The organism is Bacillus cereus group sp. N11, from assembly GCF_016483605.1.
GTDB lineage: Bacteria > Bacillota > Bacilli > Bacillales > Bacillaceae_G > Bacillus_A > Bacillus_A toyonensis.
Genome location: NZ_JAEHBN010000009.1, coordinates 166,502 through 188,106, shown reverse-complemented (window position 1 = coordinate 188,106; position 21,605 = coordinate 166,502). Strand labels below are relative to the sequence as shown.

The following is a 21,605-nucleotide window of genomic DNA, read 5'->3' as shown; positions in this document are numbered from 1 at the left end:
ATTCTCTCCTTATTTTTGCTATTTTATCTTTACTCGGTCGTCTTTTTTCAAAGGTTCACTGGTTTGTAAAACAATTTGATCATTCTCATATACGCCTTCTAACACGACTGTTTCTTGTCCATTGGATTCACCAATAGTAATGGGAGACTCTTCTATATAAAAGGCATTACCTAAAGGTCCTTTTTTTTCTTCTATTGTATAGACAAATGTTTTCTGTCCTTCCTTCTTAATCACCTTATTTGGTATAAGCACGCCTTTAGTCAATTGTTTAGTTATTGTGGCTTCCACCTGCTCCCCTTTTTTCAGTTCTTCTCCTTGTACTTTTACAAGAATACGTTTCTGTGCTTGTGAAGTTGCTGGTGTTATTTCAAATTGCTGTTCATCTTTTGGTTCACCTTTTTGATCGTCTTTTGGTTCACCCTTTTGTTCATCTTGCTGTTTACCTTGTTCCTGAGGTCTCTGATTTTCATTACTTTCTATATTTTTAATCTCTATAAGTTCACCTTCTAAGGATTTAGCATTTCTTTTCATCCCAATCTTTTCTCCAACCTTCAAGTGCGTGGCTAAATCAGCAGGTACTTGTAATTCAACTTTAAAGCCTTTACTCTCATCAGAGAGAATCACATCTCCTTCATTACTCGTAGAAGGTTGATCTTTCTTTGCATTTATTTTTGTAACGACTCCATCGAAGGGAGCAATCAGCTTCTTACTCATCTCTAATTCTTCTTTTAAACCTTTAATTTTTCTTTCTTGCGTACTAATCCCAATTTTTTGGCTCTCCACAGCTGTTTTGAGACTTTGTATATTTGCCTCACTTATACCCCCATTCGGTTGATCATTTGATTTGTTATTTTGTTGATTATTTGGTTGATCATTTGATTTACTATCTTGTTGATTATTCGGTTGATCGTTTGACTTGTTATCTCGTTGGTTTTTTGGGGCTTCATTATAAGCAACTTGAGCCTCACTCAATTCTAACTTTTTATCATTTAGTTCTAACTTTTTAATTTGAAGGTCTGCTTCTGCATCAAGAAGATCTTGCTCACTCTTTTTACTATCGTATGTCACTAATAATTGATTTTGTTTGACACGGTCTCCTTCTTTTACACGTATCTCCTTCACTTTCGCTTCTACGCTACTCGCACTTAACTTTACTTCTTCCTGTGGCTGTAATTCGCCATTACCTGTAAACGTTTGTTTAAGCTCACCATTTTTTGGCTTCTCTGTAATAACCTTCGGCAAATCCCAATTCGCTAACGTATTACTAAAGAGTGTTAGGATAGTTAAAATCCCTATGAATACACTGGAAATGATTTTAATATTTCGTTTTTTTCTTGTAACGTCTTGTTCTGTACTATACTCCATTGAGTTCCCTCCTAATATCTTTCCGAAGGAAAGTTTACATTGTAATTCTTCATTATTCCTTCACACCTGATAACTGAATTCCCTTAATAAAGTAGGACTGCGCATATAAAAATAAAAGTATCATTGGAGTCATATACAGAATAGAAGCAGAAAACCCAACACCGCGTGCCCCTTCATTAATTTTTGATAAATAGAGCGATAATGGATATTTGGATTCATCATTCAGAAAAATAAGCGGCTGTTCGATCATATTCCAATAATCCGCAAATAATAAAACAATAAGAGCAGCAATTCCAGGACGAATAAGAGGAAGAATAATCTTAAAAAAGATTGTAATATGGCCGGCTCCATCCATCTTAGCCGCCTCTATATATGCATCCGGGATATGCAACATGAACTGCCGGAGCATAAATATACCGAATGCTCCAAAGATTCCTGGAAGAATAATAGCCGCCGTACTATTTAATATTCCAAGTTTATCCGCCATGATATAATTCGGTACCAGTGTAACTTGGAATGGCATCAGCATCGTCAAAAGATAAACGATAAACAACTTGTCTCTTCCTCGAAATTGAATCTTAGCAAAGACATAGGCTGCAAATGATGCAACGATGACTTGACCTACTATGATTGGCACAACCATGAATACTGAGTTCCAAAACATTTTTAAGAATTTTGGATTTTCCACTAATACTGTTCCATATTGTTCAAATGACACTAAATCTGGGATTAATTTCAAATTAATGAACGGTGTATCCTTTTCCACTTTTCCAATCGAATCATAATTGAACCCAATCTCATGCTCAGTCATAAATGAGTTGGTCAAGGTAAATACGATTGGAAATAGCATCATGACGGCTAATATAGTCAAAAATAGCGTTAACATCCATTTACGAAATACATTTTCTTTTTTCATCTGCTTTTCCCACCTAATTCATAAACTTTCGAAAACGACGTTCTATTGCAAACAATACGAATACAAGGATAGAAATAACCCCCACCATCAACGTGGCAGCCGCTGTCAACTTTTGAATATCTAGCGACACGAACATATTGTTCATATAATGCTGCATCATATACAAACTGTCATGTGGTATACTTCCAGCAATCAAGTATGCTTCCCGAAAGACTTTAAACGAATTGATAATCGACATTAATATGACAAAGAACATTGTTGGTGTTAAATAAATGAGTGTAATATTTAGAAATGTATGCATACGACCTGCACCTTCAATTTCTGCAGTTTCGTAATACTCCTTTGGGATATTTTGTAAAGCTGCCAAGAATAAAATAATGTTGTATCCAATATTTTTCCATAGATATACGATTGACAAGATATAAATTGCCCAATTTGATTTCATCCAATCAATTCGTTCAAACCCCATGTTGTGCATCCATACGTTAAACGTGCCGTTCCAATCGAATAAAATTTGCCAAAGCATGACAATAGAAACCACAGGAACGACAAGTGGTAATACAAACGCGCTTCGTAACCAATTTTGAATATATATGTTTTGGTTCAAACAAAGTGCCAGTAATAAAGAAATAATGATGATGAGCGGTACACTCACTGTGGTAAACCAAAATGTATTCGTTGCTGCTTTGAGAAAAGAAGCACTACCCAACAGTTCTTTATAATTGGTTAAACCGACAAAAGAACCATCAGTAGTGCCATCCATTAACGAATAAATCATTCCCATTACAAATGGAATCAGATAAAAAATTGAAAATCCAATGGCACTTGGTAGAAGAAAAAATAAAGCTATACTTGTATCCTTTCGAATAAAATCCCCAAATTTTATTGGGGATTTTTTTTGACCTTGAAGTTTATTTAATGATCGATGGCTACGATCAAAAAAAACATTCCGCATATATGATCGACTTTTGCTTATTTTCATTCATGGATCCCTCTTTTTATGAGTCTATTTTTATAACTAAATCTTACAATTACGTAGTTTAATGGACACAGATGCAGATGAAATGCAGATAAAATAAAGAAATGAGGGATTTTAGTTCCGATGTTCATAAAACGGAATAGAAAAATGAAGATTCCCCTTCCTTGCTTAGAATCATAAGATGAAATCGAAAAAATAATAGATAAGCTTTATCAACTTTAGATAGGCTGGGTGGTTCTGTTGTAAAGATTATGAATAGTTCCAATGTCTTTTTATTGTACAAGGGGTATGTTGAAGGTTTAGAAGAAGGTGAAAAAAGATAAAAATTTAAGTGGACCAAGGTTAGAAAAGGATAAACGCTCAATTACATTACGTATATAGGGAGCACCCTGCATATCCATCAACTTAAGAAAAATAAATGCCCCCAGAGCTGAATTCCCTTAAATAGCTATATGGGGTCACTATATCATTCTGGGAAAATTGTACGCTAAGGACTACAAAATCTTATCCTATGAGCATCTTTAAAAGATAAATACATGTACAGAAAGAGGTACCGCCCCATACCCATCAACCTAAGGGTAAGTAAAATTCCGTTTAACTAGGTTTTTTCCTTTTTTCTGAAGATTCAGTGTGATTTTTTTAAAGATTTGCATACCAAATAAACCCTATCAGGTTTCAATTTTTTGGATTAGGCTACATGATCGTGAGACATAGAAAAGTTGTACACGACGCCTAAGATATCAAAGACTGTTTTCTTTTCATACCTATGGGATTTCCGTCCATTTTTCTATAAGAGATTAAACAGCCGTGACAATATCTTTGTTAATTCTTGGGTGTCTTTTTGTAGAGAGTGATAAATAAGTGGAAAATAATCTTTTATCATATAAATCGCTTTATATTCGCTTAGTTCTCGTTTTTTCTTGATGAGGAGTAATTGGCGCATTTGAAACATGGTGGAGGAACAAAGAAGGATACTTATTAATTGTCCGTATAAGTGACACTCTAATCGTTCTAATTTTACAGAATTACAATGATGAATACGAAAAAATGATTTCCATGTTTTAAATATCAGTTCAATTTGCCATCGTAAGGAGTACAAATCGTATACTTGTTCCTTTGGTAGATATTCCGAAGGGATATTCGTAATGTAAAAGTTAATTGCACTAAGTCGCTTACTACGCTCTTTATAAGTAATTTGCTTCTTATGTTCTTTAGATGCTAAATCCTTTTGTCTACTTTTCATTTGCGTTTCATTTAATTTGTACAGAATTATCCTTGCGGGCAGCTTTTGATACATTCCAATATAAATCTCAGGAATTTCATATGTTTCACCTGACTGTAATTGGTCAATGAATTGCTCCATATCTAGTTGGGTGTATTCAGATTGTTTTTTATTGTTCCATTTTGAAAGTATTCAGTTTCACTATTCTTCTGATATATACGAGTATTGAGCTTTAATCGTGAAATAAAATAAGCACCACACTCGTCTATCGTATGTAGATCTCTTAAATCGAAATATCCTAGATCACGTATACATACATCGTGCGGTTGAAGAGATGTTAAGCAAGTAGAACCATAAATTTTATCATATTGCTTTCCCGAGCCTACATGAACATGTAAAAATTGACCGCTAAGCAAATCGTATTCTAATTGAATTTTCACACCAGCACTATAACCACTACCTCCTGAGCCTTGATATGTAGAAGCAAATTTATCTGGAACCTGAAAATGTGTAGAATCCAATACACGAATACTACGAAAATAGTTTATATACAAAGTTGGAATCTTACTAGAAGAACAAAATTGTTGGTGAAGTAAATGTGCTAATATTTGTTGTAAAAACTGTACAGCCTGAGAATTAAAGCGTTGATTGAGTCCTTCCGGACTCATGGAAATGCCTGTGTTAGCTTCTAATTGGATACATAATTGTGTCAATGAAGTATGAGCTATATTTTTGCTTAACCAAACACATAAAGCCACTAAGTCTTGTGCACGATATTTACTTTTTCGTTGAACAAATCCGACTGTTCTAGCTAACTAATCCAGAGTATGTGGTGACATATGTTGCTGTAATTCTTTAGAAAACAATTGTAATTCATCAGAAATCCATAAATTCATACCAAAAACGCCACCCTTTCTGTATATTTCTACAAAAAGAATAGCGTATTTTTCGTTTTTTGGATACAATTTTTTAGCTTGGTAACGCTGGGGCGATATCCAGATATTAAGCAATTTAAACTTCGCTACCTCCACTTGAAATTGTTATAATTAAAATGTTCTTAATATTTTAATAATAGAGGATGAAGAATGAAAATTGCAATAGTCTGTTTCGATAACTTTACTGATATAGATGTTTTTTTACCGTGGGATTTATTAAATCGTGTCCGTTTAGTTGGTGGTATTTCTGATTGGAATGTCCAACTATTAGGAACGGAAAAAACTCATATATCCATGTCTGGCTTACGTATCCCCATGACAGGAAGCATATCTGATATTCCTTCCGCTGACGCTGTAATATTTGCAAGTGGTAAGGGTGTACAAGGTTTATATCAAAATCAAGAATATCTTCATAGCATTCATGTAGATCCTCAAAGACAATTAATAGGCTCTATGTGTTCTGGTTCACTACTACTAGGAGCTAAAAAATTATTAACCGGCAAAAAAGCAACTACATATCCATCCGTAGTAGAACAACTTAAAGAATTTGATGTAGACGTTATTGAGCAAAGTTTCGTAAACGAAGGGAATATCTCTACTGCCGCAGGTTGTTTTGCTGCTCAAGATCTCTCAGCTTGGATTATAAGAACCCTAATTAATGAAGAAATGGTTGACAATGTGCTAGAAACAGTTCAGCCAGTGGGCAAAGGTTTATATTTTTAATTTCAAATCAAGTCAGAAATAGATAATCTGACTTGATTATTTATAAAATAACGTTTTTGCTCAATTTCTTCTCCAGTGAATCCAAGTAATTCTTCTAAGTCGGGCTACCGTCACATCGTTATCAAGCTAAGGATTTGGAACCACCTCAAAATGAAAGTTTTACCCTTTTACAGTTAATTATAGAATTCGACTTATTTTTTCGTTTTGGGGAACTACCAATTTCTTAAGTTGATGGGCATGTGGCGGGACCACAGTATACGATAAAAAATACAGTGAAAAAAGGACACCCTCGTCAGATAATCCTAGCAAGCGTGTCCTTTTACACTTTTCTATCAATGAAACTATTATTTTACTCCTACGTCATTCCAAGCTTTTTGCACAGCTTGATATGTCGCGCTATTAACGCCATCGTAATCAGCAACAGATTGTAATAATGCAGCACGTGCCTTGCTGAAATCACTAGTTGGTGTAAGGTACGTTGTTAAAGCACGGTAGTAGATTTTTTCTGCTTTTTCCTTACCAATAGCATTGATTGTTAAATAAGCAGCTTTATTTGGAATACCGCTATTGATATGTACGCCGCCATTGTCTCCTTCTTCTGTTGGGGGTAAATATTGATAGTCATTCATATGAGCAGGCTGGCCATACTTTTCAGGATTTGATAAGCTGCGAAGTGCATCTCCTGCAACTTTTGGCGTAGTTACAGCTTCTCCTAAATCCCAGTTGGCTGGATCAACGAAATATCCAAATACATCAGAAAAAGATTCATTTAGTGCCCCGGATTGATTTAGGTATTCAAGCTCAGCTGACTTATCAGTTACCGCATGTGTTAGTTCGTGTGCAACAACATCAAGAGAACCTGACAGCGGTGCGAATTGAACACCATCGCCATCACCATATACCATTTGTTGTCCATTCCAGAATGCATTATTGTAGTTGGTTCCGAAATTAATTCCAGAACGAATCGTTGCACCTTTTCCATCAAAACTGTTACGGTTATGAACATTTTTATAATAATCATATACTTTTCCTGCATTAAAATGAGCATCAACTGCCGGAGCTTGGCTCTTATCTATCCAAGCATTATCTGTATCGAATAAATTGTAATTACTTGGATTTTGCCAATCAGTGCCATGATTAGTTGTAGTTGTCTCAATAACGCCACCGTTCATCGGCTTTGTTGTGTCTTTTAAATAGTATTTTCCATATTGACTGCTATAAGTTGTATTCAGGCTTTTTCGATCCCCTAATACGCCGTTGCCGTAGCCTTTTTGCGGAGTATCTGCATCTGTAACTGCATTATATGAATTTACAATTGTTCCATCTTCTGCGTTTACATATATTTTCCAGTTTGCTCCATAAGGTTTAATGAATTGTAATTGTACTTTATAAGTTAAGTAATAATTCCCGTCTTTTTCATAAACAACTAAATCTGCTTTTTCATTTGTAGATTTTACGGTTTCTTTCATTTGTTCTAACGGAGTTCCATTTGTTTCTACAAATGTATCTTTTTTTGCTAGATTAATATGTTTCCATGCATTTGAAAGGGCAGTTTCATTTGAAATCTTTGCCTTTGTATTTCCTTTCAAACGTTCAGCAGCAGCGGGATGCACGTCTCCGTTTACTGTTGTTACTTTGCCATCACGATCTGTATGAACAATGAAACGTGCTCCATCAACTGGAACTTTATTAATAGATTGAATGTACACATAATGTTTCATTTCTAAATCATCTGAATTTACTTCTTTCAGTGTTAAGTCAGTTTGTGGGTTGATTTTAAATAATTCTTTATTTTCTTCAAGGAACGATTTTACAGACTTTTCTGAATCTGCTTTTTTATCAGATAATTTCCCTGAAAGGAAAGATGGATTTCCTTGTTCATCATTCCACTTTTTTTGAACGACTTCCATTTTGTCCAAAGCTTCTTGCTGCGATACTTGTTCTGCTGCAAAGGCACTTGAAAATGGAGCACCTAAAACCATTCCGGTTGCTAGTAATGTAACGACGGATTTCTTCATTTTTATTTCTCCTCTCAATACTACGTATAATAAAGATGCATCTTATTAAGGGATTATACAGAAAAAACATTATCTTGTTATTATTAATGCAAAATTGCATATTCTTAAAAATTAGAATGTTTTTAATTTTCTATCTGTTTTATTGTTATAGAAACATCCTTTTTCACAATGATTTATGGATAGAGGAATTTAGGGGGAAAGGTGGCATGACTTGAGTACTTATATTCTCATACAATAAAAAAAGAGAGCGACATGCTATATAAGGTTTTGGTGCAAAGGCTGTATTTATCATTTTAGCCAAGAAGGCTCCTTCCTCAAGGAACGCGAAGTGAGTAGGTGGGAGATGAATTGGCTTCGGGCAAGGGATGGCAGGAAACCATCTTAATTGTTCGACATACATAAACTGTTACTTCACTACCTATCGAATGTACGTTTGTTGTATAATAGACATATATCGAAATGGGTGTGAAACGAATGATGATCAATAAAGCATATAAATTTCGTATCTATCCAAATCAAGCACAAGCGACCCTAATCAATAAAACGATTGGCTGTTCTCGTTTTGTATTCAATCACTTCCTATCTCTATGGGATAATGCATACAGAGAAACAGGAAAAGGTTTGGCATATGGTACATGCTCTGCCAAACTTCCTGCCATGAAGAAAGAGTTTGTTTGGCTAAAAGAAGTGGATAGTATTGCGATTCAGTCGTCTGTTCGCAACCTTGCGGATGCTTATACACGCTTTTTCAAAAAACAAAACAGTGCCCCGCGTTTCAAATCTAAGAAAAACAATGTACAATCTTACACCACAAAACAAACAAATGAAAACATTGCCGTTATAGGAAACAAAATTAAATTGCCAAAACTAGGTCTTGTTCGATTTGCCAAAAGTCGTGAAGTAAAGGGACGCATTTTAAATGCTACAGTTAGACGGAACCCTTCTGGCAGATACTTTGTATCATTGTTAGTTGAAACAGAAGTGCAAGAACTTCCGAAAACACATTCTTACATTGGAATGGATGTGGGAATAAAAGATTTCGCCATTTTGTCAGATAGAACAACCTATAAAAATCCGAAGTTTTTTCGATCATTAGAAGAGAAGTTGGCAAAAGCACAGCGTGTTCTTTCTAGAAGAATGAAAGGATCTTCTCGATGGAATAAACAACGAGTAAAAGTAGCTAGAATTCATGAATACATGACGAATGCTAGAAAAGATTACTTGGACAAAATCTCGACTGAAATCATCAAAAACCACGATGTTATCGGTATAGAGGATTTGCAAGTATCGAATATGTTAAAGAATCATAAGTTAGCAAAAGCAATTAGTGAGGTATCATGGTCTCAGCTTCGAACTATGTTGGAATATAAGGCAAAATGGGACGGCAAACAAATTATTGTCGTATCGAAAACATTTGCTTCGAGCCAATTATGTTCTTGTTGTGGATATCAAAACAAAGACGTTAAAAATCTAAAACTACGTAAATGGGACTACCCTTCTTGTCGTACACACCATGATAGGGATATTAACGCAAGTATCAATCTAAAGAATGAAGCGATAAGGCTTCTAACCGCAAGGACTGTGGAGATAGCCTAATAAATTAGAGTTCGATAGAACTCTTTACTTAGGAATCCCCCTCTTCTAAACGAAGTGAAAGTGGGGGTAGTTCAATATACTTTGTCTTGTAGTTTCCTATATAAAGCTGATCTTGAAACAAAAAAAGAATCCTTATAATAAGGATTCTGCAACAGGAAAGAACAAATATATAATAATAAAAAGAATTACTTATATTATAATTTAAAAATAAGACAAATATATTGAGAAAACTCGGAATGAATTGAATATTTATATGTGCTTATTTATAATTGATTAAGAGTTGGAGTAGTAATCTGTCATCTGTTCTTTTTTTAAAGAAGATTGATCTCAATCTTCTATTTTTTGTGTTTTTTCCTCTTCCATCGAAAAAAGGAAGAAGGATTACTTAAGAATTGTGGAAATTGCTTGCTTGTAGACTAGTTGTTGCTTACCATGAACCATCATAAGAATAGTGAATTTATCCATCGCAAGGATCTGCCCACGTACTGGAACGCCATTCTTTAAAAATACAGTAACTTCCCCTTTTTTCTCTTTCAATTGTTCATACATATCTTTTTGTAAGTTATACATGAAATACACCCCCTATTTGTATCTACTTTTCTTTTAATACTTGCTGCCTCTCATTGTTGTCTATATACAACTATCGTATCTCATTTAAATTAAAATACGGCTCTAAGAAGAAATTGAGCCGATCCTTTTAAAAATAAAAAAAAGACGCAATAAAGCGCCCCCCATTTGGGTAATTAAGAAGTAAGGTTTCCAAGATAACTGAAAAAATAGAACAGGTGCTTAGATTTTACCAGATTTTTTCGCTGAATGAACATGCATTATTGCATGTTAACGAATATCCTGCTATTTTCCATTTGGGGGCACCATACATGCCCATCAACTTAAGAATATTAACTTCCCCCCAATTGAAAAAAACGTTATTCTCTCTAAACAAGTTAAATTAGAAAGGATGACGTTTTTTATGAATCTTTCGATTCAAAGTGAACTCCAATTATTTGCTGAAGAATTACATCGATATCTTATTCTTCAGAAGAGCTTGCTAGAAAACTAGCTTTTGTACAACGGAAACGTAAGTTTTTAGGTCATGATTTGGTTACTCACAATATAAAAAGCTCAAATTTCTAAGCATTTAAATTGAGAGTGTTTTTTCATTACTCCTTGAACTACTCACCACTTAACGTCCTTACGGACTGTTTGAAGTGGGAGATTCCTGTGAACACCGATGTATCCACCGGTTATCTTAACAGGCTCTACCCGTAGTCCCTACGGTGAGAACATAAGTATCTTGTACGTTGACTCACCACACTACCTACTTTTGCTTGGTTTTCGCAACTTCGGCAAGCGTGGGTCGATAGAACGTTGAAGAGCAATCTGTACAAGTAAATGATAGCAAACATGTTGGCATATGCCAACCGACATTCATCTCCCACCTAAAATTGGCGTTTCACACCTTCACATTTTTGAGGAAGGAGTCTTCTGTCGGAAAACGATAAACAGCTTCTTTTTTATTGAATGTGTATTTTATTTCGGTATAACAGGGACCCAGAGTTCATGTCTCGGTTTATGTTTCGGACCGTAATAACATTCTATGCATGGTAAATTTGCAAGTTCATACTCAGAGGTTGAGACCCACTCAGAATATAAGCGTTTCCATGCATCCACTATGTTCGGAAAAACTGCCCATGTACTTGCAGGAATAATTAATGTTTCCATATCAGCTGATACTTCCCCATCATATCTTACACCCATAAAGTAGGAAAACTCTTCATCTGTTATGGCGGCTTCTTTTCCACAAACCCCCAAAAGGCTTTCAAGCGTGCATTTTGGATTTTCCCATGACATAGCTATTAATTCTTGCATAAATCCGTCTTTTTTCGCAGTGTTCCAAAGTGTAGGGATTTTTTTAAATGCGCTGCTTGTTTTTACGGGTTTACTCTTTCCTACAATTCTTAACTCAAAATCGAGGTTTTCAATTCTGTAATCCATCTCGGTACCTCCTTTAATAGAAATTTGGAAGGAAATTTTCGGAAAGGCTTTTAACTGTACTCCTTTATTACGAGCATTAGAAGGGGTTATTCCATGCATTTTTTTAAAAGCACGTGAGAAAGCATCGGAAGAAACGTAACCGTATTTAATTGCTACATCGATGATTCGAATATCACTTTTTTGAATTTCAAATGCTGCAAGCGTTAAACGTCTTCGTCTAATATATTCTGAAAGCGACACACCTGAGATTGAAGAAAACATTCTTGAAAAATGAAACTCAGAGCAATTAGCTGCCTTTGCAATCTTCTTGTAATCTATTTCTTCATCCAAACTATTCTCAACGTAGTCCAATGCATTATTCATTCTTTCTAGCCAATCCATAAGTTTACTTCCTTTCAAATATTTACTTTAATACATAATAGATAATAATAACCGACATTTCATGCCTAAAAATGTCGGTACAAAAAATACACCCTTTAATAGAATGTAAAATAAGGGTGAACTATTTGTTCTCTGGTGTTTATATATTCTTTTTATTTACTTCTATTATTTCTCTTTTAGAACTTTTATAATATTCTAACATAGCTTGTCGATTCTTTTATATAAAATCATCCTTTTAATGGTTCTGGTGCAAAAATCATTTGATAGAGGCATAGAAACCTGCATAGACTGTTCAATGGTAGTTTATGATGCAATTCCAAATAATTTATGTATGAATCTAACTTCATTTTGGGCAGACTTCACCTGTAAGTGAAGTTGTCCTTTTTTCATCATATGCATGGTTTCAACGCCACTCAATATAGAAGTGGCTGTTTCATATGACTTGAATCCTAACATAGAACGTACACGTTTCTTAATGAAACGGTGATCTTGTTCCACTATATTATTGAGATATTTAACTTACCTTAGTTGTATGCCTTCAGGCATACGTTTCTCTTCTTTTAATTCTTGAATTGCTACAGCATAGGCTGGGTTCTTGTCTACTGTTATTATGCGAGGTTTACAAATATGAGAAGCAGCCAAGGCTTTCTTGAAAAGGCGCTTGGCTGCTTGTTTATCTCTTGATTCACTTAGATAAAAATCAATGGTATTTCCTTCTGAATCGACTGCGCGATATAAATACATCCATTGCCCTTTTACTTTCACATACGTTTCATCGACTCTCCAGGAATCATTTGTTATCTTAAGGTGACGTCGTACTCTTTCATCTAATTCAGGTCCATATTGATGCACCCAACGCATAATAGTGGTGTGAGCAATAGACAGACCTCGTTCCTCCATCATTTCCACCAAATCACGAAAACTTAGGTTGTACCGTAGGTACCATCTTACCGTTAATAAGATAATATCAGGTTGATAGTGCTTCCATTTGAACAAATTTTCCTTTTTCCTACCGATTACACACCTTTTTTAGAGTAATAGTATCAGTATGTCCAAGATTTAGAGATTATTTGCAATTCCCCTGAAGTTTTTGCACCAGAAACGTACACACTATATGAACGTGATTATAGATAGAAAAACTTGATATTATTGAATTCTATGCTTTGATTTTCTGGACACATAGAAAAAATCATACAGTCTGATAAAGGGGGACTAACGTCTTTTCATGGATTTTATACAATAATATATATTTTAGGGAAATACACAAATGGAGTATTAATGCATTTAAGATAGTAATTAATGCCGGCTTAGTTCTAGTAAAATATTTAATCCTTTTTTTAATTCTTCCAATGATGCGTAAGCATAAGAAAGACGAATATGGTGTAAATCGCTTGGATCATATATATAACCTGGATTAATCAGAACATTTTGTTTAAGTAACTTTAAAAATAGCGCTTTATTTACAATAGGTTCATGAAACCTGAGCCATATATAAAAACCACCCTCAGACTTTTTCCACGTAGCGATTTTTTGAAAGTGATGTTCTAATATTTCTTCTACAAATGTAGCCCTTCTTTTCAATTGTTTACGAAGTGTAATCAGATGCTTTTCGTATAAACCAGATGATATCCAGTGTGCGACGATTTCTTGGGAAAAGGCACTTGAACCATAATCTGTTTGCATTTTAATATCAGCTAATCGCCCAATTACAGGTGAAGGTGCAACAACCCAACCGATCCGTAATCCAGGACTTAGCGTTTTGGATACACTACCGATATAAAGAACTTGCCCTGATGTATCAAATGACTTTATGGCAGGAGAAGATGATTCAAATAACAGTTCGTGATACACATCATCTTCAATAATCGGGATTTGTAGCTCTTTGCATGTATTGTATAGGTTTTTCTTTTCTTTTACCGACCAAGTATATCCTGTCGGATTATGTAATGTTGGCACACAGTAAAATAAAGATTGTCTTTTTCTTTTGAGTGAACGTAAATTGCCTGTCAAATGTGCGTCTCGTAAAACTGAAATCATACGCATTCCAGTGGATTGAAAGGGATGCACAGAATTTAAATACGAAGGTTGTTCTTGGAAGACAATGGATCCTTCTTCTAATAATCCAACTGCAATTAATTGAAGTGCCTGAAGTGCACCTGAAACAATTAATATGTTCTCTGTTGCTGTTTGAATACCGCGTTTTTTTAAATAATTACATAAAATTCCCCGAAGCTTTTCACTTCCTTGTGGTGATGAATAGCCAATTGCCTTTGATTCAAGTGAAATCTTTTTTAACGATTGTTCAATTTGTTTCGTTGGAAGTAATTCTGGTGATAATTCACCTGTTCCAAGACGGATGATATGATCCATTTGCTCATATTCGTTGATGAGTTGAATCGTGTGGTAGTTTGGTTTATGAATACTTGATTCAATGTGTTGCTGCCAATTTGGTTGAGATCTGTTCAAAAGCACATTCCACGAATTATTGGCCACAAATACCCCTGACCCCACTTTAGATTCGAGCAAACCATCCGCCCTTAATTCATCAAGCGCAAGTTGCACAGTACTTCGGTTCACATTAAATTGTGTTGCGAGTTGGCGCTGTGTTGGAATTTTTGTGCCGACAGTCCAATCACCTCGCTCAATATGAGACTTTATCCAATCTACAATTTGCTCTTGAACGGTCAAATGAGAATGACGATTTGGTTTCCATTTCATCTAATCCCCTCCTAAATTGGGTGGATAAAAAACCATCCAATTGGTTGTTTTCTTTTAGTTTTATCATAGTACGATAGTAATTGAAAGGGAGTTGATTATATGGAAGCCATTGTTCATGGAATAATCTTAGCATTCGGACTCATTTTACCTTTAGGGGTACAGAATGTATTTGTATTTTCACAAGGAGCCACACAGCCAAAACTAATTCGAGCACTTCCGGCGGCTGTTACAGCTGCACTATGTGATACTTTTTTAATTCTTTTAGCTGTTTTTGGGCTATCCACTATCGTTTTACAATTTGAATGGCTACGACTTAGCCTAATGATTGTTGGTATTTTATTTTTACTTTACATGGGATACGTTATTTGGAGGTCTGAGCCAACAACAAGTGAAACAAATAAAGCATTACCAGTCCGCCAACAAGTCATCTTTGCTTTATCGGTTTCTTTATTAAACCCTCATGCCCTCTTAGATATAGTTGGTGTTATTGGAACAAGTGCATTAAAATATGTCGGACCGGAACAAGCTATTTTTACAATCACATGTATTACAGTATCTTGGATTTGGTTCTTTGGATTAACTCTCGCAGGTACAGTCATGAAGAAGATAGATGGTACAGGAGGTATAATGAACATATTCAACAAATGCTCTGCCCTGTTTATTTGGGGAACTGCCATTTATCTTTTAATTGGATTAATATAACGTACAGTAATTTATAAAGATATTATGTTCAGCACATAACATCTTTATATCCATAAGCGACCGTTTATAGGACTTTATTTTTTTCTACCCAAATAGGGAAAAATACTGTTTAAATCTAGTTTCAAAATTCATTGCCCAAAATTAAAGGCTCTAACATATTAGTCATATATAATATGTAGGGCCTTTGATTTTAAGCTTTTTTGGGGATTTATATCTTGATAACGTACAATTTTCTTTTTTTGATATGGTAACCTCAAATAAGAGACAAGAAATATGAATTGCTATCTCCATTGGTTGCAGTCGTTTTGTATTTAATCATTTTCTTGTTCTATAGGATGATACTTATATTACACAAATCACACTTTTATGTTCTTGCTTACTTTTTAAAATAAGCAACACCAAAGTTTTCATTAAATCTCTTACACCAAACAGAAACCGAGCCATATGTACTTACATCTATCCCTTCAGGAATTTCATAGTTTTGGTCGCCTTTGTTTCCCTTTAACTTTCCTAATTCAATATACTGGTGGTTTTTCACATCTTCATTATTTTTTAAACGATCTGTAGGAACTAATACTACTCGCACATCTGGCCCGTTAGATGTTGAAAAATTAGAAAGGCGTAAAACACGTTTTCCATCCGCTAATTGATAGATTGTTGCTGTTCCAGTTGTTTCATGGACACCGTTTTGAAACTGACCTGCACTTATAACTTGATCTTGAACTTGATCCTGAACTTGTTCTTGAGTTTGTTTTGTTTTCATTGATTGCATTTCTGTCTGTGGCAACGCTTCATTCACTTGCTTATCAATAAATAATTTCTCCGGTCGGAACAAAGACCATAACATTCCCACGACAATTATAAAAACACCTATAAACCATATATATTTTCTTTTCATAAAGTAAAAGACCTCCGTTAATATACTGTGTAGTAGTATGTTAACAAGAAGGTCTTTCATTTCTCTTTCATAAATGTTACAAAAGTCTTTCAGCGTTCTTATTTTTTTCTGATGTGATGGGAAGAGTAAACCAAAATTCACTTCCCTGTTTTCCATCTGTGCGATCTCTCACACCAATTTCTCCTTTATGCTTTTCAATCAATGATTTTGCAATGGCTAGTCCAAGACCAGATCCTCCAGATTGTGAACTTCTTGATTGATCAGTCCTAAAAAAGCGTTCAAATACGCGTAGTTGGTCATTTGGAGAAATTCCTTCTCCTTCATCACGCAAAATGAACTGGACTTGTTGATTTTGCTTATTTTCCTCAACAATCAACTCAATTGTTCCAGAGACAGGGGAATATCGAATAGCATTATCTAACAAATTACCTATGACCCTTGCTATTTTACACGGCATAATTAATAGTCGGGGTAATCTATCAGGAACCTGCAATTGTAAATTAATCTGTTTGTCTTCTAATAAGACAGAATGTGACTCTAATACATCTAATAGAACTTTATCTATATGTGTGAAACTTGGATAAAAATCTACTTGTTCAAACTCTAACTTTGAAAGTTCAAATAAGTCATTGATTAATCCACTTAATCTTTCTATTTCTTTTAAGATCGTCGCTAAGTATTGCTTTCTCATTTCAGGATCTTCAATCAGGTTATCTTGTAACGCTTCTATCATCAATTGTATGCTAGCCATAGGCGTTCGTAAGTCATGTGAAATATTTGTAATCAGCTCCTTACGTGCATTTTCTCCTTCTTCTAACCTAGTAAACCCTTCTTCTAATTTTTTTGCCATCTGTTGAAAGGCTGTTGCTAATTCTTTAAACTCCTGTGGTTCTTTTCCAATTATATATATTGTTTCAAATTGTCTATCACTAAATTGTTTCGTTAATGTCATTAAATTTTTGATAGATCTCATGATAGGGCGTGTCATTAACCAGTAAATAAACGTAGAAATTATAAATGCCACAACCGCAATTATTGTTAATAGCCTTGTTTGTTCTGGTTCAAGTAACATTTTCGTCTCACTATACCATATAGCAAGTACCATAATACTGGTACTTAATACATTCATCAATAACAATTGAATACGTAATCTCATGTTTCATTTCCTCCATTTGGTTCAAAACGATATCCTATGCCCCAAACTGTATGAATCCAACGATTCTTTATCGTATGTTTCTCCAGCTTGTCACGTAAACGGCTCACTACCACGGTGACTGTGTTTGTAATCCCTTCATATTCAGTACCCCAAATGCATTCAAGAAGTTGTGAGCGAGAAAATACTTGTTTTGGATGCTTTGCCATGACATAAAGTACCTCAAACTCTTTCGTTGTTAAATCCACTTCATGTTCACAAACCAATACACATCTCGTCTTTGGATAAATTTTCAAATCTGGAAATTCTATCACTTCTGATAAGGATTCTTTTGCTTGTACCGGTATCTGGTTGACTCTTCTTAGTACAATTTGAACCCTTAGTACTAATTCACGAGGGGAAAACGGCTTTGTTACATAATCATCTGCACCCATTGTTAGTCCTAAAATTCGATCCCGTTCCTCGCCTTTAGCAGTTAACATAATAATAGGTACATTTGATTGTTGACGAATTTCCTCGCATAATTCCCATCCATCTTTTTTCGGCATCATCAAATCTAAAATAATTAAATCTGGTTGATACGTAAGGAATAAATCCCAACCTTCTGTGCCATTTACAGCGGTATATAATTCATATTCTTCTCTTTCTAAATACCGTTTGCATACTTCTCGAATATTTTCTTCATCTTCTACGATTAAAATTCTTTTTTTCATCTGTAAGCCTCTCTTCTTTTCACCAATAATACAAAAGGTTCTCTTATATGCTTTCATCTAATACAGATATAAAATTCAGATAGAAAGATGTAACGACTAATCGTAGATCTAAATCAGAATCCTACACTTTGGTCTTATGGTCACTGAAAACGATTAAAAGTGCCAATATAATCTAGATGATAATTTTAGTATTTGATTACTTATATGACTAGATAAACACTTAAAATAGTAGTATCCCAATCATATAAATCGAAAATTTAAATCAGATTTTTTATTGTGTATCTGTTTTCCAAGATTTTCATAGTAAAAAACCACTGCTTTAGCTATGGATTTTTACATACATGATTACAAGAACAAACGAATGAAGGATACATTAAAAGGAATGAGTTCAATATCGAACTCATTCCCTATTAGCAGCCTACATTCTTATTTCTAACTTTTTGGGTTCAGTCCATTACCGATGTTTTTTAAACTTTGCAACAAAACCGTTCCCTTTTACTTAGCTTTGGCGAAACTCCATCTATCTTTAATCTCACCACGATATTTCTGTATATCATTACCATATGAGATATAACCACCATCATAAGTAGAAAACCCTATCTCGTTGCCATCAGATTGTAGGCTCCATTCTCTCTGGTAATCAGGGTGGCCTGGGCTATGTACACGATTAAATCTAAAAGTACTTGCATTTTGTTTTTGGTCAAAATGGATATACTTATCTTGAAGTTTTAAATATTCATAGCCTGAATAAGCACTATTTTGAACTTTAATGTGTACCTCTTCACCTGCTTTGATTGGTTGTCCAGGTTTAGGCTGCCCTTTTCTTTCAATGATTACATTAACTGATTGCGTGTAATTCCCACCAGATGCAAGGTATTGCCACTTATCATTTCCTTTATAACTGAGCACAGGATATCCACCAAGCTGCAGAGTATAAGGAGTTCCTTCTACAATATGCTCTTCGCTGAATCGATGGGTCAAATAATTTTCATATTCTTTATTATACGTAACAACTGTAGAGATTTTTTGTGTCGGAAGTTTCTTTTGTGCATCATTGATTTCAAATGTAACTTCTTGTGATGGATTGAAATCATTCAAACTTACAGTTTCTTTAGACTCATACACGTTTCCCTTTCTCACTAATGTTACTTGTTGTGTTTGTTTGGATTTTTTATTTTCAAAAGAAACAGAGACTTCATTACTCGCTCCGAATAATCCAGGTACGACTGCTGCATAAAACTTTTTCGTAAATGGATCATAAGCACTATATGACAATTCCGGTTGCTGAATTTTTGTGAAAACACCGACTTTTGCGCCTTTCGAAACATAAGATTTTTTAGCATTTTCTAGATTCTCTTTCGCAATGATAACTTGATCTCCTCTGCTATTATCTATAAATTCATTTATCTTTTTAGAATCTACTTTAACATGCTTCAGAACCTCGTTAAACGTTAAATTTGTATCACTACCAACACCTTCTGGTGCATACATTCTAAACTTCGGTTTGTTCCCGATATCAGTCTCTAGTATTGTAGTCGAAGCATTTACACGAGATTCAAATTTTCCTGAATCTCCTAAAGTCATAAATTCTCCATCTTTCTCAATATACAATTCCATTGTACTCGTAGGTAGGACTTCAACAGAAAGAATTGCACCTTGTTCAACAGCTTTCAATTCATCCAACGACAAGTAAATATTTACATCTGCTTGATTATCTACACTGTCTATCAATACTTCTGTTGTATTTCTTCCACCTTTTTCTGTACTTAACTGATTTGCTTTATAACGATCTTGTGTTGCCTTTACTGTACTGATAATCTTGTCTCCTAAACGAATGTTAAAATGAGGAGAAACATTTTGAGCAGACGCCGTCCCTGTATTTTTATATTCTAACTGTAAGCTCACTTTTGCTGCTTTTGCTGAATCAACAGTTTTTGCGGTAGACCAATCTATATTAGAAGAATATCTTTCGGTATCTGTTGATGTTTTCGAGTATCCATAGCTCACATTTAATGAGGCCTTCCCAGAAGGAACAGGACCGGCTGCGGAACCTTCTACACCACCTTCGACACCTGCTCCTACACCAAACGAATGTTGTGTCGATACACTTTTTTCCCAACCTTTATCAATGGACCCACCGTTTGAATCCGTAATAGCCGCAAGAGGAGTAACCCCAATACGTTTTATACCAACTTGCAAATTCGGTATATTTGCAACCATTGGATTAAACTCAGTATCAGAGTTACTGCCATAATACTGAACTTCATATGCATCTGTAAAAGGATCTCCATCAGAATTCGCGCTCATAGGATTTGTAATAAATTTTAATTTATCCTTGTCTCGCTCTGGATCCCATGCCTGTGCTTCATTTTTCCCGGTTTGTCGATTGAACTCAATTTTATAGCCTTTTATTTCTAAGTCGTTAGAAATACCATCTTGATCCCAATCGTTATTTTGTATTTCAATTTTTTCAGTAGACATCTTTCCCTTTTTTCCATCAGTTCCATAGATAAGATCTTTTCCTTCTTTTGCATTTGCATCCTCTTTGAACATTTCAATTGTGCTTCCTGCATTCGGCTGTTTTATGTCTGCTAAAGCAGGAGATGCTAAAGTCAGTGCCATCGATACACTACCTAATACACTAAGTGCTGGCTTCAATTTCTTCATTATTATTTTTCCTCCTTGATTTTTAGGTGAGTTAGAACACCTACTATTAAGAACAACTTCATCATATCTAATACATCTTTCATTTATCTCTCAAAAGTGTTACAAAAGTCTTTCATAAATATAAAAATTCTTTCATACATGTATTACTTTTATTTTATGTATATAAATGCGGCAAACCATTTAGGCCGTGGTTAGTAATTGTTGTAGTTCATTGTACGCTGAAAAGGCGGAGTCTATTTGAAGACTCCGCCTTTGTTTGTATAGGGTATGAATGGTTTCGATTCTCTTTATCGTACGGTATAGCATGGCAAAATGTTTGAAATCCAGAGGATCTAGCAAACCGGCACTTCACATGGCGATAGCGTGTTACCCCAATATTGAAATATTTTATAAATATCTAATCAAGCATTTGTTTAAACATTTAGATTGGTAATTACACAATCAATATAACTATACCCAAACCTATACTTATTGTGTATTTTTTACAACAAAGAAAAAAGCATATTATTTGGACGCTTTTATGCCATCATTTATTTAAATGAAGATTTTTATAAACCAAATTCAACTAAAAGAATATATGCTACCACTTATCGTTGTCTAAGATGTCTTACCCTATTATGAATG

14 protein-coding genes and 3 pseudogenes are annotated in these 21,605 nt (G+C 34.7%); 3 read left to right on the top strand and 14 right to left on the bottom strand.

Translation table 11 applies throughout. The features are described 5' to 3' along the window. Positions 1–18 precede the first annotated feature (18 nt). The 4 genes and pseudogenes from JDS98_RS16850 to JDS98_RS16835 form a co-directional block, all read right to left on the bottom strand. Positions 19–1,365, bottom strand: a complete 1,347-nt coding sequence (locus tag JDS98_RS16850; protein WP_199634123.1) for an efflux RND transporter periplasmic adaptor subunit — start codon at positions 1,363–1,365, stop codon at positions 19–21. 52 nt (positions 1,366–1,417) lie between these two features. Further along, on the bottom strand, positions 1,418–2,281 hold the full coding sequence (locus tag JDS98_RS16845) for a carbohydrate ABC transporter permease (RefSeq protein ID WP_199634122.1): 864 nt from the start codon (positions 2,279–2,281) through the stop codon (positions 1,418–1,420). A 13-nt stretch (positions 2,282–2,294) separates the two neighbouring features. Next, complete coding sequence (locus JDS98_RS16840; protein ID WP_199634121.1) at positions 2,295–3,263, bottom strand: carbohydrate ABC transporter permease; 969 nt, start codon at positions 3,261–3,263, stop codon at positions 2,295–2,297. A gap of 685 nt (positions 3,264–3,948) precedes the next feature. Beyond that, a pseudogene (locus JDS98_RS16835) lies at positions 3,949–5,378 on the bottom strand (IS4 family transposase). A gap of 189 nt (positions 5,379–5,567) precedes the next feature. On the opposite strand from JDS98_RS16835, the gene JDS98_RS16830 reads away from it, so the two are divergent. Then, entirely contained in the window at positions 5,568–6,140 is a 573-nt protein-coding gene (locus tag JDS98_RS16830) for a DJ-1/PfpI family protein (protein ID WP_199634120.1), read from the top strand. Between the two features lie 344 nt (positions 6,141–6,484). Here JDS98_RS16830 and JDS98_RS16825 read toward each other — a convergent pair whose 3' ends face one another. Next, positions 6,485–8,158, bottom strand: coding sequence for a M4 family metallopeptidase (locus tag JDS98_RS16825; protein ID WP_199634119.1), 1,674 nt, complete (start codon positions 8,156–8,158; stop codon positions 6,485–6,487). A 474-nt stretch (positions 8,159–8,632) separates the two neighbouring features. Between JDS98_RS16825 and tnpB the strand changes: the two genes are divergently transcribed. Further along, a complete protein-coding gene (gene tnpB, locus JDS98_RS16820; protein ID WP_199634118.1) occupies positions 8,633–9,754 on the top strand; it encodes an IS200/IS605 family element RNA-guided endonuclease TnpB in 1,122 nt (373 codons plus the stop codon). A 381-nt stretch (positions 9,755–10,135) separates the two neighbouring features. Here the strand turns inward: tnpB and hfq are convergent, their stop codons facing one another. The 4 genes and pseudogenes from hfq to JDS98_RS16800 all read right to left on the bottom strand — a co-directional run bounded on the left by hfq (position 10,136) and on the right by JDS98_RS16800 (position 14,848). Then, complete coding sequence (hfq, locus tag JDS98_RS16815; protein WP_048567202.1) at positions 10,136–10,324, bottom strand: RNA chaperone Hfq; 189 nt, start codon at positions 10,322–10,324, stop codon at positions 10,136–10,138. A gap of 960 nt (positions 10,325–11,284) precedes the next feature. Then, a complete protein-coding gene (locus JDS98_RS16810) occupies positions 11,285–12,130 on the bottom strand; it encodes an AraC family transcriptional regulator (protein WP_199634117.1) in 846 nt (281 codons plus the stop codon). A gap of 303 nt (positions 12,131–12,433) precedes the next feature. Continuing rightward, positions 12,434–13,147: pseudogene (locus tag JDS98_RS16805) on the bottom strand (IS6 family transposase). Positions 13,148–13,426: 279 nt separating this feature from the next. Further along, entirely contained in the window at positions 13,427–14,848 is a 1,422-nt protein-coding gene (locus tag JDS98_RS16800; protein ID WP_199634116.1) for an aminotransferase-like domain-containing protein, read from the bottom strand. A 99-nt stretch (positions 14,849–14,947) separates the two neighbouring features. Here JDS98_RS16800 and JDS98_RS16795 point away from each other — a divergent pair, with 99 nt between their 5' ends. Continuing rightward, positions 14,948–15,550: a LysE/ArgO family amino acid transporter gene (locus JDS98_RS16795; protein ID WP_199634115.1), complete on the top strand. Its 603-nt coding sequence runs from the start codon at positions 14,948–14,950 to the stop codon at positions 15,548–15,550. Positions 15,551–15,926: 376 nt separating this feature from the next. On the opposite strand, the gene JDS98_RS16790 is transcribed toward JDS98_RS16795, so the two are convergent. The 5 genes and pseudogenes from JDS98_RS16790 to JDS98_RS30310 form a co-directional block, all read right to left on the bottom strand. Continuing rightward, on the bottom strand, positions 15,927–16,448 hold the full coding sequence (locus JDS98_RS16790; RefSeq protein ID WP_199634114.1) for a DM13 domain-containing protein: 522 nt from the start codon (positions 16,446–16,448) through the stop codon (positions 15,927–15,929). A gap of 76 nt (positions 16,449–16,524) precedes the next feature. Continuing rightward, the gene (locus JDS98_RS16785; protein WP_199634113.1) at positions 16,525–17,604 is read right to left on the bottom strand and encodes a sensor histidine kinase; all 1,080 of its coding nucleotides are present in this window, start codon (positions 17,602–17,604) and stop codon (positions 16,525–16,527) included. Next, positions 17,601–18,314: a response regulator transcription factor gene (locus tag JDS98_RS16780; protein ID WP_199634112.1), complete on the bottom strand. Its 714-nt coding sequence runs from the start codon at positions 18,312–18,314 to the stop codon at positions 17,601–17,603. The genes JDS98_RS16785 and JDS98_RS16780 overlap by 4 nt, the downstream gene beginning before the upstream one ends. 495 nt (positions 18,315–18,809) lie before the next feature. After that, positions 18,810–20,981 carry a binary toxin-like calcium binding domain-containing protein gene (locus tag JDS98_RS16775; RefSeq protein ID WP_199634111.1) on the bottom strand — a complete coding sequence of 724 codons (2,172 nt, stop codon included), beginning with the start codon at positions 20,979–20,981 and terminating at the stop codon, positions 18,810–18,812. 180 nt (positions 20,982–21,161) lie between these two features. Next, positions 21,162–21,342: pseudogene (locus JDS98_RS30310) on the bottom strand (IS6 family transposase); the annotation flags it as partial. Positions 21,343–21,605: the final 263 nt, after the last annotated feature.